The following is a 17,777-nucleotide window of genomic DNA, read 5'->3' on the forward strand; positions in this document are numbered from 1 at the left end:
GAATCCGTCGCGCACGCCATTAATCATCTGTCACAGGAAAAGTCAGGGAGGAACTGTTCATGAAGAATTGGCTGAGCTGGGTATCTGTTGTCATACGGTTTGTCCAGTATGATATCTGGCGAACCCGTGTAAAGGATTTAACCCGGTTTAAAGGCTTTCTGATTAGAAACACCCGGGTGGTTGTCATCGCCATAAAAGAATTCATTGAGGACAGGTGCACGCTTCGCGCCTCGGCGCTGACTTTCTACTCGCTTCTCTCCATTGTGCCCATGGTGGCAATGGCATTTGCCATCGCCAAAGGGTTCGGCTTTCAGAATCATCTTGAAGACCAGCTCCTGGAAAAATTCAGCGGCCAGGAACAGGTGATTCTGCAGGTGATCGATTTTTCCCGGAACATGCTTGAAAATACCAAAGGCGGCATCATTGCCGGTGTGGGCGTTGCCGTTCTGCTCTGGGCGGTCATGCGTATTCTGAGCCAAATCGAATTTTCGCTAAACGATATCTGGAGAATAAAAGCCGCCCGTTCTTTTGGGAGAAAATTCAGCGATTATCTCTCTATAATGCTTATCGCCCCGGTTCTGCTCATCATGTCCAGCAGTGTCACCGTCATGGTCGCCACTCAACTTAGCCAGATAACCGAAAAGATAGCCCTGCTGGGGGTGTTCTCCCCGCTTATCAGCCTGGTGATTGAAATTCTTCCGTATGGCCTGATCTGGATTCTATTCGCCTTTTTATACCTTTTCATGCCCAACGCAAGGATCAACTATGCTTCCGGGCTGATCGCGGGTATAGCGGCCGGAACCATCTTTGTCATCGTGCAGAAGATCTATATTGTTTTCCAGGTGGGGGTTGCCCAGTACAATGCCATCTATGGCAGCTTCGCCGCATTGCCGCTGTTTCTGGTCTGGCTGCAGCTCAGCTGGTTAATTGTGCTCTTCGGGGCTGAACTCTCCTGCGCCCACCAGAATGTGGAGGCATATGATTTTGAACCGGACAGAAAGGATATGAGCCTCTCATTTAGAAAACTGTTGAGCGTGCAGGTTATCCACCTGCTTGTCACGCAGTTCATGCGCGGGGAGGCCCCGATGACCATACGGACAATATCTTATCGGCTGGAGATGCCCATCCGTCTGGTTCAGGAAATTGTCTCTAACCTTTCAGAGTGCGGTCTTGTATCCCAAACCGCACCGAAAGACGGAGAAAATATTGCCTGCCAGCCGGCGCGCGACATAAACGAATTGACCGTCGCTTCCATCATAGAAGCAATGGAGAATAAAGGCGGCGACGCAATCCCGGTTGCCAAAACAGAGGCATTTCTCGACCTGTCAGAGACATTGAGAGAGTTTAATGCCGCCATCGAGAGATCCCCGGCTAACAGGCTGCTCAAAGACATTTAATTCCGGTGCGGGCATGTTTAGTGTTTAGGGACGCACCAAACAATTAAGCAGATTTCATGAAAAAATCGTCTTGTCCATGGCTTTTTCATATGCTGCTTCGCGGGTGATGCGCTCCTGCTGGACCAGCTGCTTCAGGTGCTGATCCATGGACTGCATGCCCGCAGCGGTGCCGGTTTGAATTATGGAGCTGATCTGGGATATTTTCGCCCCCCGGATCATGCTGGCCAGGGCCTGGGAGCCGATCAGCACTTCATTGGACGCACAGCGCCCTTTGCCGTCTTTTGTTCGCAATAGCTGCTGGGCGATGACCGCCCGAAGGGCTTCCGAGAGCATGGTCCGGGCCTGGGCCTGCTGGTCCGTGGGAAATGCGTTGATGATGCGGTCCACGGTCTTGGCCGCGCTGTTGGTATGCAGGGTGCCGAACACCAGGATGCCCAGTTCCGCGCAGGTTAAGGCCAGGGATATGGTTTCCAGATCCCGCATCTCGCCAACCATAACAATATCCGGATTTTCCCGGCTGGCCACCCGCAGGGCATCACCGAAGCTTTTGGCATGGGTTCCGATTTCCCGGTGGGTCACCAGGCAGCGCTTGTTGGGATGCACAAACTCCAGCGGGTCCTCGATGGTGATGATGTGGCCGTCGCGTGTTTCATTGATATAGTTGATCATGGCCGCAAGCGTGGTGGATTTGCCGCTGCCGGTCGGACCGGTCACCAGCACCAGCCCCTTGGTATAACAGGCGATGGTCTTGAGAATCTCAGGCAGGTTCAACTGCTCAAGGGTTAAAATATCGGTGGGAATAATGCGGAAAACCGCAGCAATGCCCCGGTGCTGGTAGAACATATTGCACCGGAAGCGGCCCACCCCTTCCAGTTCATAGGCCATGTCAAAATCCAGATCATTTTGGACAGAGGCCCGCTGTTCGTCATTTAAGATTTCAAAAAGGATGTGTTCATTTGATTCTGCGGTAAGCGGGGGATGATCCAGGGCGGCCAGTTCCCCTTTAAGCCGGATCAGCGGCGGAAACCCCACGACCATATGCAGGTCGCTCGCCCCGTTTGCCTGCATTTCTCTGAAGTATTGGTCAATCGCTGCCATATTTGCCTCAAATTTTAACCTGGGTTTTCATTTCAGGCGCAACCACCTGCCAGTTAAATGGCGGGCGCGGTGGCCCGCCCTACGAAAAATTTTGTAGGGTCGGCCACCGTGCCGACCGTCCATATGCTTACAGCCCCATGATATGGACTTGACCGGCAAAAAAGTTTGTCCCGTTATTTGCTTTCTTTAACCTGGATTTTCATTTTATCCGGATTGGCCGCATTGGCCACCGCATCCTCCGCAGAGATTCGGCCGGACTGATATAAGGCCAGCAAGGATTCATCCATTAACTGCATGCCGAGTTTTTTGCCGGTCTGCATCATGGAAGGAATCTGAAATGTTTTGGCGTCCCGGATGAGATTGGCCATCTGGGTGGAGCCGATCAGAACCTCAAGGGCCAGGGCCATGTGCTGCTGATCGGTATGGGCAATCAGCCGCTGGGTGATCACGGCCCGCAGGGACTCGCTTAACATGGCCCGGATCTGGTTCTGCTCCTTGGGCGGATAGGAGTCGATAATCCGGTCCACCGTCTTGGGCGCACTGGATGTGGACAGGGTGCCGATGACCAGGTGGCCGGTCTCAGCCGCGGAGATGGCCATGGAGATGGTCTCAAGGTCTCTTAGCTCGCCCACCACGATTATATCAGGGTCCTGGCGCAGCGCACCTCTCAGCGCATTGGCATAGGCCCATGTGTTTTTGCCGATCTGCCGCTGGTTGACCACGCCTTTTTTAAACGGATGAATAAATTCGATGGGATCCTCTATGGTTAAGATATGATGCGGCCGTTGGGTGTTAAGGTAATCCACCATGGCCGCCAGGGTGGTGGTTTTGCCGTGGCCGGTGCCGCCGGTGACAAGGATCAGGCCCTGGTGCTGGTCCAGAACTTTTTGCACCACCGCCGGCATTTCAAGGGATTCAAGCGTGGGTATCGCCGGCGGAATCAAGCGGAAAGCCGCGCTCATCCCTTTCTGGTGCATCATGGCGCTGCCCCGGAAGCGGCCGAGTTCCGGGACCTCGTAGGCAAAGTCAAGCTGGGCCTCCGCCGTCAGGGTGGCCTGCTGTTTTTCATCCAGAAGCTCGAAAATAAGCTGTTTGCAGGTTTCAGGGGTTTGCGCCGGGCTTTTTAATTTTCTAAGGCGGCCAAGGCGCCTGACGATAAACGGCTCGCCAGGGGCGATGTGCACATCAGAGGCGTTTAAATCCGCAGCTGCCTTGAAAACCTTATCTAATTTGGCCATTCCGATGCCTCCACTGCTAAAACTTAACCGGTTTTTTTCTGTTTTTGGGAATTTTTTCCATATAATTTTTGGCGGGCACGGTGGCCCGCCCTACGCTATTGATGGAATTTCGTAGGGTCGGCCACCGTGCCGACCCCCTATGCATCCACCGATTATATCTATTATATCTATGCCTTTAACTCGGCTGAAGGCAGGATAAGCTCTATCTCATCGCGCCTTAAGTTTAAAAATCCGGCGGCGAAAACATGCTGCCCGTCCCGGTCGTACACCACCACGTCGGTGACAGAGACAAAGGGCTTGGATTCATTCATGTAATCGGTGAGGCGCACGCCGGGGTAGATGCTCAGATTCCCCACAATCTTGAACTGCCGGGTAAAAATATGGACTTCCATTCGGTCGTTGCTTTCATTCATGCCCGCCTCCTTAAACTTTTCGCCTCAAATCACTTCATTGATGGCCCCAACCAGCTCCCGGGTCCGAACCGGCTTTGAAATATAATAGGCGCTGCCGGTTTTCTTCAAACTACTCTCACCCGTGTCAGTCCGGGTGGCCAGGGCGGTGACGAAGATTATGGGGATTTCCGCTGTTGCGGCATAATCCTTTAATTCATCCGCCACCTCTTCGCCGGTTAAATCCGGCATCATCAGGTCCAGCAGAATGATATCCGGCTTTTCCTGCCGGGCCAGCTTAATGCCGTAGCGGCCGTTGGTCGCCACGAACACATCAAACATGCCGGTATTGATCAGATTTTCCCGGACAAAAAAACAGAAATCCTCTTCATCATCGATGATCAGGACTTTTTTGGTCTCGGCCATTGATTAACTCCCCTGTGTTATTGTTTTCTCCCCAAGGCTGAAGCTTGACATAGAAGGTGGTGCCTTCATCCACCTGGCTTTCCACGTCAATGGTGCCGCTTAAGCGGTCCATGATCATATGGGCCAGACTCAAGCCAAGGCCGGTGCCTTTGCCGGTGTCCTTAGTGGTAAAAAACGGTTCAAAGATTTTCGGAAAATCGTCCTCGGAAATGCCTTTGCCCGTATCCGCGATTTCAACGACCACCATGGAATCGCCGACTTTGAAAAAATCCGCGCGGCGGTAGCCGGTTTTGTAGCCGACGGTTGTCACCTTTTTGCGGTACACCCGGAGGGCCAGATGCTTTTGCGGGGATTCGGCTATGGCATCCACCGCATTGTTCACAAGATTTAAAAGCACCTGCTCCAGCATGTGCCAGTCCGCCGCCACTTTAATAGATTCATCCGCATAATCCCGGCGCACGGTCACGCCGTTTTTATCTATATGATGGGCGGCAAGGGTTATAACCTCTTTCAGCAGTTCGCAGATGGCCACATCTTTGACCTGAAAATCGGATTTTCTGGAAAAAGACAGCACATCATCGATGATCCGGTTGGCCCGATCCACCGCATTGGAGATTTTTTCAAGGGATTGATGCACATTATCGCCTGCCGCCTGCAGGTTGAAATCCAGATAATCCACCCCCATGGCGATAATTTCCAGGGGATTGCGGATTTCGTGGGCCACGCCGGAGGCCATGCGGCCGAGAGACGCCATCTTGTCCTTTTGAATCAGCTGATCCCGGGTGGTGCGCAGCAGTTCAATCGTGCTGTCCAGCTCCTTTTCGCGCTCCACCCGCTCGGTAATGTCTTTGGCAACGACGCAGACCGCAAAGACGCTGTTATCCGCCGGGTTCCGGATGGGGCTCAGGGTGTTTGAGAACCATCGGTGGTTTGTTTGGTCATAGGATTCAAACTGCACCATGTCGTTGTGTTGGTAAACCCGGTCCACCTTATCCAAAAATACGCGGCTCTCGTCGCTTGCATACAGGTCCGCGTATGGCCGGCCAAGCAGGCGTATTTCCTTTGAAAACCCGTGATAATTCACAAATTTGGAATTGGCGAACAACAGGTGCCCCGCTTTGTCTACGCTGTAAACCAGCACATCCGTGGCCTGCACGATCTGTTCATACTGCTCATTAGCCGTCCTGAGCCGATCCTCCTTGTCGTTCATCCGGGCGGATACGATATAGCCGTAGAACAGGGCGATGGTCACCATGAACGGAATCCGCAATGCGTAGCTGATGGACTCAGACCCGGTGAGCAAGCCGTTCTGATAGAGCATCCAGGCATAAATGGCGGCAAAAATGGCGATATTGACCATCAGATAATGGAATCGGGCGCTCATGGTGGTGAGGCAGAGGATCAAAAAGTAGATAAGATATAAATCCGAGCCCACATACCCGGAGAAATAGATGCCGGCGGGCAGCATGATGCTGTCAAAAAAGATGATGAAATAAAACACCCGGTCATCGAAAAAAAACGTCTCCGGCACGGCCGCCACAACCAGGTTGGTAAACAGGTAGAAGGCGATAAATATATAGCCCCAGTTTTTGACGTCCGGGCTGGCCGGGGTGAAAACAATGACATAGGCGGTAATAATAATGACCAGCAGCCGAATGATAAGCACCATTCGCTTCCGGGAGAACGGCCCGTCCGTCATCGCTTCCAGATTCATTCCCATGCGTTATTTCCCCGCAGATGGCTGTTTGATATCAGCGTGTTGGTAAATCCCGTTTTCAATATCGCGTTCGCTCCAGATAAAATCAGAAACCGCCGTGTTATCCGGGCTGTTAATCGCCGCTTTAATCTCCCGGATTTCATCGATGGCATCAAGGAATGCGTCCACAACCACCGGCTCAAAATGTTTTTCCCGTTCCGATCGGATGATATCCAGCGCCACTTCCGTGGGATAGGGGTTTTTGTACGGCCGTTTGGTGGTTAAAGCATCAAATGTGTCCGCAAGCCCGACGATACGGGCGCTCAATGGGATCTCCGGTCCGGCCAGGCCGTTTGGATATCCCTTGCCGTTCCATTTCTCGTGATGGTTTAGGGCAATCTCGTTCGCCAGCTTTAATACCTCGGCCTGGGAGCCGGAAAGAATATTGGCGCCGATGGTGGTATGGGTTTTGATGACGTTAAACTCCTCGGTCGTAAGCTTGCCCGGTTTTAAAAGGATGTGATCCGGTATGCCGATTTTTCCGATGTCATGCATGGGGGAGGCATAGCGCATGAGCTGCACGAATTCTTCCGGCTGGCCGAGCTTTTGGGCCATCATCTCACAGTAGCGGCTGATGCGAGTAATATGGTCCCCGGTGTCGTCGTCCTTATATTCCGCCGCCAGGCACAGCCGGTTAATGGTATCCAGATAGGACTGGTTAAGCTGCTGGTTCATACTCTGCAGTTCCGTCATGGCGTGTTTTAATTCCGTATTCACCGTTTCCATGCGGGCAACGTTTGCCTCAAGCTCTGCGTTGATCTGATCGCGCTCGATTAAAAGGTAGCGCATTTTTAAGACCCGCTTCAGACGGAGCAGCAGTTCCCGGGGGCTGAAGGGTTTGGTGATAAAATCACTGGCCCCCTCCCGTATAAGGGTCTCATAGTTGTAATCCTCCGTGAATCCGGTCATGAGCATGACATCCGCAAAATATTCGGCTTTGACTTTTTTAAGCAGGGTCACCCCGTCCATTTCAGGCATCATGATATCGGATACCACCACATCGATCGGTTCCTGTTCTAAAATCCGCAGCGCCTGTCTGCCGTTTTCAGCCATCCGGCAGGTATAGCCGGCTTTTGAAAGGGTTTGTTCCACCAGTTGCGCCACCGGCGCCTCATCATCGACCACAAGTATTTGGGCTTCTTTGGGGGCTTCAGTAATAGAAGGGTTCATGATTCGGTTACCTGTTTTTAGTTCTTTGAATTATTGGGTAAAAATACGCCTGCCACCCGCAGGAGCAGTTCCTTTTCCAGCGGTTTCGGCAAAAGCATCACCGGGGACTGCTGCATGGCGTCCATGATTAATTGACTGTCCGGATACCCGGTAATCAATATGACGGGGACATGCGCATCAAAGCCGCGAAGGTGGGTAAGAAATTCAACCCCGTTCATTTCCGGCATCTGAAGGTCCAACAGGACAAACTGCACATTTTCCCGGTTAAATATGGCCAGTCCGTCAGCGCCGTTAGCCGCTTCCCGAACCTCGTAGCCCTGCCGCTCTAAAATCTGACGGGCCAGGTTCCGAACCGGCGCATCATCATCCACGATCAGGACCACCGGCGGCTGATTTCTCAGGTGATGGTTTTCAGCCCAGTGCAGTAAGTCGTCTTCCCGAAACCGCCAGTCCTTGCCGACTTTAAATGAGGGAATTTGGCCCTTACGGGCCAGCCGGCGGATGGTTTCCACGTGGGCGCCTAAGAATTCGGCTGCTTCGCTGGCATTAAATATTTTTGGATTCATGATATCCTTTGTTTGGCCATTGCTTGAAAGTATTCCCCCCGGGCCGTGCGCCCGGGACCGAGCCTAAAAATAACTTTAAAGGCACTGAGGCACGGTAAATTTGTTCTATCTATTTTTCAGGCGGGCACGGTGGCCCGCCCTACGAATGGGGAAAAACCCGATTAATATTGGGGCGGGCACGGTGGCCCGCTCTACAAATACGAACAACACCGAACCATCGTAGGGTCGGCCACCGTGCCGACCATAAATTCTTGATTTCATTAACCTAATACCTAATACCCAAAACCTAATACCCGATAAGTTTTTTAGAAGCGTTAACCGGACCCCTGAAAATTCCGGAGGGGGCCGGCAGAACGGAGGAAAAAATGACGCCGCGCCCAGTTCCTGACGCGTTATATTGAACTCAATTAAATTTAGTTGAGTTTAGTTGAGTTTAATTTAATTGAGTTTAATTTGTAATATTGTATGTGTCAATATAAAAACATACACAGCCGGGCGAATTTTTCCGGGCAGCAAAAATCGTACGGGGCGGGGTCGGCGCGGTGGCCCTGTCATACGTTGGCGGGCACGGTGGCCCGCCCTACGCCTGGGGAAAAACCCGATTAATATTGGGGCGGGCGCGGTGGCCCGCTCTACAAATACGAACAAAACCGAACCTTCGTAGGGTCGGCCACCGTGCCGACCTTATTATTTTAAGGCGGGCGCGGTGACCCGCCCTACAAATGGGGGAAAAACCGCCCCCATCGTAGGGTCGGCCACCGTGCCGACCTTACTGCGAATAGCCCCCTGGTTAAGGGTTTTATCGCCAGAACAAATTTACCGGACAAATTTGTTTTTACAGTTGACCGGCCGGGCAAATTCAATCATTCTAATACTTGCGTATTTGTATGAAAATTTTCATGTACTTATCAATCGCGTCAACCAATACCGGAGTCACCCCCAAACCGTAGGCTAAACGGCATGTCGTCTTTAAACCAGGTGCGCCGCATTTTTCAGGCTTTTTTCGATTCTCTGGATAAGTGGACCCGGCCGCAGGCGCATTTGTCCCAGGATAGCCTGGTTTACTGGCGGGAGCGGATTGTCTGGAGCATCCTTTTAACCGGGGTGATTTTTGGGGGGATTGCCTTTGTGCCGAGCGTGCGGCTTTGCATCAAGGAGGGCAGATGGCTGGTGGTCTTTTTTGATACCGCCATCTACGCGATGGTGGTCATCCTTTTCTTTGTCCGGCAAATCCCATTTATTGTTCGCGCTTATGCCATCATCATCGGCTCCTATATCCTGGGCATGGTGTTGATGCTGGTTATCGGCCCCTCGGCCTCGGGGCCGTTATGGCTGTTCGCATTTCCGATCATTGCGGGCATTATCCTGGGCATTCGCGCCGCATTTGCTGCACTCGGCTTAAATATACTCTCCCTTGCCGTTATAGGGGCTATGTTGGGGAGCCAGGCGCCCCCGTGGATCGACCCTGCGCCCCATACCATGGAGCGGTGGTTTGTTATCTCCCTTAATTTTATTTTATTAAACGCTGTCGCCGCCCTGTCATTGGCTATCGTGCAGCGGGGCCTGGCAGCATCGCTAAGCATAGAAAAAACCATGCGCGAGTCCATTCAAAAACAGATGGATGTGCGGATGCAGGCAGAAAAGGCCAGGCGGGCAAGCGAAGAGAGATTAAGCGCGTTGGTTGAAAACGCCCCCATCGGCATCTTCTGGACCACGGCAAAAGGCAAAGGGCTGGACGGCAACCCGGAAATGGCCCGGATGGTGGCCTGTGCATCGCCTGAGGAGGCCAGGCAATATTTCACCGATCTGAGCACCCAGCTTTATGTTGATCCCGGAGACCGCGAAGATATTCTCACCCAGATCAAGGAAAAGGGCTATGCGGAAAATGTCGAATACGAGGCGTACCGGGCCGACGGGAGCACCTTCTGGATGCTGGTAAATGCCCGGATCAACCGTCGGATTTCAGAGGATGACTTTGAAATCGAGGGCTTTGCCGCAGACATCACCCAGCGCAAGCAATACGAGGAAAAACTGCTGGCTTACCAGATGGCGATTGAAAGTTCCGGGGATTTTATCGCGATTGTGGATGAGAACTATGTCTATCAGGTAGTTAATTCTGCCTATGCAGCGCTTCAGGGCAGGCCCAAACATGAGATCGTCGGCCGGCCGGTGGCGGCCATAATGGGTGAAAATTTTTTTCAAACTGCCATTAAGTCTTCCTTGGATCGGTGCCTGGCCGGAGAAAATCTGTATATTGAGGAGAAACGGCTGCATCCGAAACTCGGCGTGATTGATTTGGCGATCAGTTATTACCCCTTGCGCTCAGAGGAACAGATCATTGGTGTTGTGGCCCTGCTGCGGGATATTACCGAATACAAGGCGGCTGAATCCGAACTTATAGAATCCCGGGAGCAGTTGCGCGGGCTTTCGGCGCATCTTGAGGAGGTCAGAGAAAAAGAACGCGCAGAAATCGCCCGGATGCTGCATGACGAACTCGGGCAGGCCCTGACCGGTTTACGGATAGACACCCTGCAGCTGGGCCAAAAATTGCGGGCAGTCAATCCGGAACTGGCGGAAAGCACGGATTCAATGGTCACGCTGATTGATTATTTGAATAATAAAACCCGGCAGCTGGTAGCGGATCTGCGGCCGGGCATGCTGGATGATCTCGGCCTGATTCCGGCGCTTGAGTGGTATGTGGATCATTTTATGCAGCGTACCGGCATTCATTCTGTTTTCAGCACCAATACCCCTGAGCAGGAATTGGCTGATGAGACGGCCACCGGCATTTACCGGATCTGCCAGGAGGCACTCACCAATGTCTATCGCCATGCCGCCGCAAGCCGGGTGGAAGTCGAACTGACCGTCGGTGATGGACAGATCGCTTTGGAAATACGGGATAACGGCGTTGCTATTGATCTGCAGCGCATTAACACCCAAAATTCATTCGGAATCCTCGGCATGCGGGAGCGCGCATGGGCCCTGGGCGGCACGCTGACTGTGGATCGGGCCCGGCCGTCAGGGACCACCGTTCGGGTGCAGGTGCCGATCAGTTTGTAGGGCCGGCCACCGTGCCTGCCCCAATATTGATCGGGTTTTCCCCATGCGTAGGGCAGGCCACCGCGCCTGCCTGAAAAAGCGGTCGGCGCAGTGGCCGACCCTACATAGAGCATGCAACCGCAATTATCCAAAAAGCCGACCCAACGTAGGGCAGGCCACCGTGCCTGCCAAAAAAGTAGGACGGGCCACCGGGCCCGCCTGAAAAACTTGTCAAATCGAATAAAGCGGGGTAAAAATATTGAAGATACTTATTGCAGATGATTCCGGTATTATCCGGGATCGGGTAAAAGCGGCCATCCATGGCATTTCAGCCACGGATCAGATTTATGAGGCCAGCACCATTGAAGACACCCTGAACCGCCTCGATGCCGTTTCCCCCGATGTGGTCATTCTTGATCTCCGCATGCCGGACGGCAGCGGCACGGATGTGCTCAAAACCATAAAAGCCTATCCTGATCCGCCGGTTGTCATCGTGTTCACGAGTTATCCATATCCCCAATACCGACGAAAATGCATGGATTTGGGGGCGGATTATTTTTTCGATAAATCCAAAGATTTTGAGAAGCTATCGGCGCTTATCGAATGGATACACGTTGATGCCGGCCCAAGTGCCTGAGAAACGATTGGTTTTTCATTAGACGGAAAGAAAGGAGCTTTGTGAAATGGCAGCGAGCAAGCCGGTCAGGCCCATCAAAATTCTCCTGGTAGAAGGCAACCCCGGGGCCGTGGATCTTGTTGCCGAGATGCATGCCGAACTTGCATCAGCCGAATATCATATTAAAAAAACAGAAAAGCTGGCCGATGCCCTTGGGCAGTTGCAAACCGATTTTTATGATATTGTTCTGCTGGATCTGAACCTCCCGGACAGCCGGGGCCTTGAAACACTGCAAAGCCTTAAGGGGGCGGCCCCCCTGATGCCGGTTGTGGTGATGACCAACCTTGATGACGAGGAAACCGGCCTCGCCACCGTCCACGAAGGGGCCCAGGATTATCTGGTAAAAGGCAGAATCGACAGCGCCGTGCTCCGGCGGGTAATCCGATACGCCATTGAACGGCAGGAATCGGTCAGGCAGATTCAGCGCTTAAACAATATCTTGTCCGCCATCCGTCATATCAACCATCTGATTGTCCGGGAAAAAGACCGCCAGCGCTTAATTGAGCAAGGCGTACGCCCCATGGTGGATTTCGGCGCCTGGGATACGGCCTGGATTGTGCTTTTTGATAATTCAGGCCAGCCTGAAGCCTGGGCCGAAGCCGGGATCGGGGAGGCCTTTTCCGGGTTGATCGAAGGGTTTAAGCAGGGCCGTCCCCCGGCATGCGCCCGGGAACTTTTTGCACAGGGCGCTGAAGAGATATTTTTCAGCCATGACCGGCATTCGGTATGCGGGGAATGCCCCCTGGAACCGCAAATCCAGGGCGGCACCTGCATGAGCTGCCGGCTTCGAAATAACGGCCAGGAATTCGGCATGATCACCGTGGCCCTGAAAACCCAGGCCGCGCAGGAAAATGAACTGGAACTGGTCAAGGAGGCGGCCGGCGATATTAGCCTGGGGCTTCACGGCATCCGCATCGAGGAGCAGAAAAATGCCGCAGAGGAGCAGTTTCAGCGGATGTTTTATGAATCCACCTTTCCGGTCATGCTCCATGCCGAAGACGGCGAAGTCCTTGCCGTCAATAAGGTATGGCGGGATCTGACCGGCTATCGCCATGACGAAATTCCGACCATCGGGGACTGGACCGAAAAGGCTTACGGTGAGCAAAAGAATGAAATAAAGGCCAGTATCGAAGAGCTTTATGAGCTAAACCGGCGCCGGGATGAAGGTGAGTTTGTCATCCAAACAAAAGACAGACAACAGAGAACCTGGCGGTTTTATACCACCCCCCTGGGTGGTCTGCCGGACGGCCGGCGCATCGTCATGAGCCAGGCTGACGATGTCACGGAACAGAAACAGGCGAAAATCTATCGGGAGCACTATATCCAGGAGCTCCAATTGGTGAGCGATACGATTATCCAGGGCAGCCGGGTGACAGACATTGATGCCCTGTGTCAGCTCCTGGGTGAAACGATCCATGGGGTCAATCCCCGGGCATATGTGCTGGTTTCTTTGTATGATCGAAAAGAGAAAGCGATCAAGCTGAAGTCCATGCATGGCCTGGAGGCATTGATGGACGGGGCGACAGATTACCTGGAGATGCTCCGGGATATTAATTTAAGGCCTGAGGAAATGGGCGAAGAGGCGGAGCTTTATACCACCGGACTGCTTGAACAGATTCCGGGCGGGCTATATCAGCTTATGGCGGAAAAAATTCCAATGGAAACATGCCGGGAGATGGAAGCCCTGCTGGATATCGGCTCGGTATATACCATCGGTTTTGCCCTTGACGACAGGCCCTATGGGGGGGTGTCCCTGCTTTTAAAAAAAGGTGAGGACCTTGGGTTCCGGTATGCCATTGAAACCCTGGTTAGCCATTTTTCGGTGATTATCAATCGGCAGCAGACAGAAGAAGAACGAAAAATGCTTGAATCCGAGCTTCGGCAGGCCCAGAAGCTTGAAGCCATCGGCACCCTGGCGGGCGGCATCGCCCACGATTTCAACAACATCCTGACCGCCATCATCGGCTATTCCGAATTGCTGCTGGAAGATGCGGAAAAGGGAACCCTCTTTGAACAAAATCTCAGCCAGATTTACGCGGCCGGGGCCCGGGCCAGGGATCTGGTCAAGCAGATCCTCACCTTCAGCCGACAGACAGAGTCGGATATGGTGCCCCTGAATGTCAATCTGCTGGTCAAGGAATCCATGAAGCTGCTCCGGGCATCGCTGCCGAAATCCATTGAAATCAAACAGGAGATAGAAACCGACATTTTAGTCAGCGGCGATCCGGGGCAAATTCACCAGATCATCATGAATCTCTGCACCAATGCCGCACAGGCCATGGAAAACAGTGGGATAATGACAATCCGGCTTCGAAAAGTGGACCTGGATGCGCACTTTACCGCCTCGCACTTCGGCATGAAACCCGGGAAACACGTGGCTTTGAGTGTCTCGGATACCGGTCCCGGTATTGACCCGGGGCTTATTGACAAAATTTTTAATCCGTTTTTTACCACAAAATCTGAGGAAAAAGGCACGGGTCTTGGGCTTTCGGTTGTTCATGGCATTGTTGAAGGCCATCACGGTATGATCGATGTGGCAAGTCAGCTGGGGCAAGGCAGTGAATTCATCGTTTACCTGCCGGCTGCCGAGTTTGCGCCAACCCAAACAAAAGCAACAGAAAAAGAACTCCCCAAAGGTTCAGAGAGAATTTTGTTTGTGGATGATGAGCATCCGATTGCCGAGATGGTGGAGCAGCAACTGATAAACCTTGGCTATACCGTGGAGGTCCGCACAAGCAGCATTGAAGCATTGGAACGGTTCCGGGAAAGTCCGGGGGATTTCGATCTGTTGATTACGGATATGGCCATGCCCGAGATGACGGGTATTATCCTGATCAAAGAGGCTCGCCGCTTGCGCCCGGATCTGCCGGTTATTCTCTGTACCGGCTTCAGTGAACAGATCAATGAAGAAATGGCAAAAGAAATGGGTGTATCCGCATTTCTGCTAAAACCCATTGTCCGGGACGAAATGGCAGCCGCGATCCGTGAGGCATTAGACACCTGAAAAGTGGTTAACGGCTGAGGAGCCCAAACCCTGATTCGGCGGGCGCAGTGGTTAATGGCAGGCATGGTGGTTAATGGCGGGCGCAGGGTCGGCCGCCGTGCCGGCCGACAAATGGGCGGGCACGGTGACCCGCCCTACAATAGGAGATGCCAGGGACCAACCGTCGTAGGGTCGGCCACCGTGCCGGCCCAAAATGATCGGCAAGCACGATGCTTCGCCATACAGCAGGATGTGCCTGCGGCCCAAACCGTCGTAGGGCCGGCCACCGCGCCGGCCAAATTGATGGCGGGCACGGTGACCCGCCCTACAGCAGGATATCCCAGGGACCAACCGTCGTAGGGCCGGCCACCGCGCCGGCCGATAAATGCGGCCACCGCGCCGGCCCAACAACGCCAATGAACACATGACTGTTCAAAAATAAATTTAATGGCCCGCAGAAGAAAAAACATACGGCTTCCGCGAGAACAATACGAAATCCCCGCCCGGATTTTCAGCATGACCATTTGTACATTTAACCGCCGTCCCTTATTTCAAAACGAAAATTACGCCCAAAAAATAATTCACACACTGCAATCCGGCCCCTTTGGCGAACAGACAAAACGCTATGCGGTTTGCCTGATGCCGGACCATCTGCATATAATGATTTCACCGGTTACAGGCAATTTGATGGATGCCATAAACAGCTGGAAAAGTTACACCGCCAATCTTTTGATGAAAAACGGGTTGACCGGCACCTGCTGGCAAAGAGGGGTTTATGATCATGCCCTGCGAAAAGAAGAGGATATCCGGGTCGTTGCCGAGTATATTGTAAACAATCCCGTTCGCGCCGGTATAGTGGATCGATGGCAGGAATATCCATATTCATGGCACCGATGGATGGCGGATATGCCATGATTGCCGGCCGGTTTGATCGGCCGCTATGCCGGCCGATGTCATGGCGGGCACGGTGGCCCGCCCTACAATGGGATTTGCCAGGGAATAACCGTCGTAGGGCCGGCCACCGCGCCGGCCAAATTGAACGGCCACCGTGCCGACCGATAGAGAGAGACCATTGATACAATGAACCAGGACCCGACAAAAAACAAACCCGCCGAAGGGGCTTCGGAGAAAAAAAGCCGAAACGGATGTGCGTCACATCGAGTGGATGCTCGCCCCGAAAAAAACGGCAGAGAGTGATTTTGCGCCCGAATACGGCGATTTGAGCCTGCTCAACGAAACCGGAATAATCCTGGCTACGGTAGGAAAGGAACAGCTCCGGGATATGGCCACGGAATACCTTGATCTGCTCGAAACCTCCACGGCCATATACGAAACCAGCGGCGATTATGCCCTGGGATTGTTTTCTTCGGGCTGGTGCCGAATGATGGACGCCGCTTCCCGAAGACTATGCCATACCGACGATAACCGTGCAGCGCTCAATAGCGGTAAATGGCTGTGCCATGAATCCTGCTGGCAGGAGGCTTCTCTGCCGGCCATAAAAAGGGGCAAGCGGTGGACGTGGCCTGCCACGGAGGAATCCGGTTATATGCGGTACCCATTCGGGCCGGCGGCGCAGTTGTGGGGGCCATCAACTTTGGCTACGGCGACCCGCCCACCGATGAAGAGACGCTGCAGGCGCTTGCCGAAAAATACCGCCTTTCCGTCGAAGATTTGCGCAAACAGGCCCAGACCTACCAATCCCGGCCCCGATTTATTATCGATTATGCCAAGGAGCGCATTCAAAAAGCGGCTTTGTATCTGGGCTACATCATTGAGCGCAAGCAGGCCGAGGACGAACTCCGCCGGCTAAAAGCGCATCTCGAAACCGAAGTGGCAGAAAAAACAAGGGAGCTCAAAGAACGGGTGGCCGAGCTGGAGCGCTTCCGCGATGCCACCATTGAACGGGAGTTCCGGATAAAAGAACTGCGCGATGAGATCGCGCGTTTGAAAGCCGGCACTTCGTGAGGCCCGGATGGCTGACATATCTTCTGGCGGCTTGGCTGCTTTTTGTCCCGGCCGGCGCCTTCAGCCAGGAAAACGGACATATTGAGGCCCCGGTTTCCCCGCAGGACCGCATCGTCATCGCCTCGGAACCCGATTATCCGCTACACTGTTATCCCGCTTTTGATTGTCGGCGGCGGCATCTCCATCCTGTTTCTCCAGAAGGCGGTCAAAAGGCGCACCAAAAGCTTGAACAATCTGAAGGATGACCTCGAAGCCCAGGTGGCCCAGCGAACCGCGGAGCTCCGGGAAAAAGTGGAAAAATTAAACAACAGCCAGCAGGCCATGCTCTATATGGTGGAAGACCTCAATCAAATGACCGCCGAGTTAAAAGAGGAACGCCGCAATCTGGAACTGGCCAACCAGGAACTGGAAGCATTTGCGTATTCGGTCTCCCACGATTTGCGGGCCCCGCTTAGGGCCATTGACGGCTATGCCCGGTTCCTGCTGGAAGATTACGCACAACAGCTTGATAATGAAGGCAGGCGCTTTATCGACACCATCCGGCAGAATGCCGTCCGCATGGATAAACTGATTTCCGATCTGCTGAGTCTTTCCCGGATTTCAAGAGCTGAAATGAATTTTTCCCCAGTTGACATGCGGGCCATTGTCGAATCCGTGTACCAGGAATTGGCAAGTGAATCTGAGAAAACTGCATTTGATATCCATATCGATCGCTTGCCGCAAGTCGCATGTGATATTACATTGATTAAGCAGGTCTGGCGCAATTTAATCGGCAATGCCTTGAAATACAGCGCCAAATCGAATATCAAAAAAATCGAAATTGAGGCTCAGCAAAAGGATAGAGAGGTGATCTTTTGCATAACCGATTATGGCGCCGGATTTGATGAGCGATATGCGCACAAACTGTTCAGCGTGTTTCAACGGCTGCACAAGGATGATGAATTCGAAGGCACCGGGGTGGGGCTGGCCATTGTTCAGCGGATTATCCACCGCCACGGCGGCCGGGTTTGGGCCCGCGGAAAAATCGATCACGGGGCGGCGTTTTTCTTTACACTGCCCCGGCAGTGACGATGC

General features: G+C 53.2%; 14 protein-coding genes. 7 read left to right on the plus strand and 7 right to left on the minus strand.

The window, feature by feature from the left end:
* The first annotated feature begins 59 nt into the window (after positions 1–59).
* Positions 60–1,397, plus strand: coding sequence for a YihY/virulence factor BrkB family protein (locus U5L07_11575; GenBank protein ID MDZ7832381.1), 1,338 nt, complete (start codon positions 60–62; stop codon positions 1,395–1,397).
* A gap of 54 nt (positions 1,398–1,451) precedes the next feature.
* On the opposite strand, the gene U5L07_11580 is transcribed toward U5L07_11575, so the two are convergent.
* The 7 genes from U5L07_11580 to U5L07_11610 all read right to left on the minus strand — a co-directional run bounded on the left by U5L07_11580 (position 1,452) and on the right by U5L07_11610 (position 8,040).
* A complete protein-coding gene (locus U5L07_11580) occupies positions 1,452–2,495 on the minus strand; it encodes a type IV pilus twitching motility protein PilT (protein ID MDZ7832382.1) in 1,044 nt (347 codons plus the stop codon).
* A gap of 173 nt (positions 2,496–2,668) precedes the next feature.
* Positions 2,669–3,733 (minus strand): PilT/PilU family type 4a pilus ATPase, encoded by a 1,065-nt coding sequence (locus U5L07_11585; protein ID MDZ7832383.1) that lies wholly within the window; start codon positions 3,731–3,733, stop codon positions 2,669–2,671.
* Between the two features lie 167 nt (positions 3,734–3,900).
* Positions 3,901–4,146, minus strand: a complete 246-nt coding sequence (locus tag U5L07_11590) for a hypothetical protein (GenBank protein ID MDZ7832384.1) — start codon at positions 4,144–4,146, stop codon at positions 3,901–3,903.
* A 24-nt stretch (positions 4,147–4,170) separates the two neighbouring features.
* On the minus strand, positions 4,171–4,548 hold the full coding sequence (locus U5L07_11595; protein MDZ7832385.1) for a response regulator: 378 nt from the start codon (positions 4,546–4,548) through the stop codon (positions 4,171–4,173).
* Positions 4,514–6,268 (minus strand): ATP-binding protein, encoded by a 1,755-nt coding sequence (locus U5L07_11600; protein ID MDZ7832386.1) that lies wholly within the window; start codon positions 6,266–6,268, stop codon positions 4,514–4,516. Before U5L07_11600 ends, U5L07_11595 begins: the two co-directional genes overlap by 35 nt.
* Before the next feature lie 3 nt (positions 6,269–6,271).
* Positions 6,272–7,474: a response regulator gene (locus U5L07_11605; GenBank protein ID MDZ7832387.1), complete on the minus strand. Its 1,203-nt coding sequence runs from the start codon at positions 7,472–7,474 to the stop codon at positions 6,272–6,274.
* 17 nt (positions 7,475–7,491) lie between these two features.
* Positions 7,492–8,040, minus strand: a complete 549-nt coding sequence (locus U5L07_11610) for a response regulator (GenBank protein ID MDZ7832388.1) — start codon at positions 8,038–8,040, stop codon at positions 7,492–7,494.
* 960 nt (positions 8,041–9,000) lie between these two features.
* Here U5L07_11610 and U5L07_11615 point away from each other — a divergent pair.
* From U5L07_11615 to U5L07_11640, 6 genes are all read left to right on the plus strand, one after another.
* The gene (locus U5L07_11615) at positions 9,001–11,100 is read left to right on the plus strand and encodes a PAS domain S-box protein (GenBank protein MDZ7832389.1); all 2,100 of its coding nucleotides are present in this window, start codon (positions 9,001–9,003) and stop codon (positions 11,098–11,100) included.
* A 238-nt stretch (positions 11,101–11,338) separates the two neighbouring features.
* Positions 11,339–11,716, plus strand: coding sequence for a response regulator transcription factor (locus U5L07_11620; protein MDZ7832390.1), 378 nt, complete (start codon positions 11,339–11,341; stop codon positions 11,714–11,716).
* Between the two features lie 46 nt (positions 11,717–11,762).
* The gene (locus U5L07_11625; GenBank protein MDZ7832391.1) at positions 11,763–14,759 is read left to right on the plus strand and encodes a response regulator; all 2,997 of its coding nucleotides are present in this window, start codon (positions 11,763–11,765) and stop codon (positions 14,757–14,759) included.
* Between the two features lie 495 nt (positions 14,760–15,254).
* On the plus strand, positions 15,255–15,653 hold the full coding sequence (locus U5L07_11630) for a transposase (GenBank protein ID MDZ7832392.1): 399 nt from the start codon (positions 15,255–15,257) through the stop codon (positions 15,651–15,653).
* Between the two features lie 555 nt (positions 15,654–16,208).
* On the plus strand, positions 16,209–16,703 hold the full coding sequence (locus tag U5L07_11635; GenBank protein MDZ7832393.1) for a PocR ligand-binding domain-containing protein: 495 nt from the start codon (positions 16,209–16,211) through the stop codon (positions 16,701–16,703).
* A gap of 81 nt (positions 16,704–16,784) precedes the next feature.
* On the plus strand, positions 16,785–17,771 hold the full coding sequence (locus tag U5L07_11640; GenBank protein MDZ7832394.1) for an ATP-binding protein: 987 nt from the start codon (positions 16,785–16,787) through the stop codon (positions 17,769–17,771).
* The last annotated feature ends 6 nt before the right edge of the window (positions 17,772–17,777 follow it).

This window comes from Desulfobacterales bacterium (genome assembly GCA_034520365.1).
Lineage (GTDB): Bacteria > Desulfobacterota > Desulfobacteria > Desulfobacterales > Desulfosalsimonadaceae > M55B175.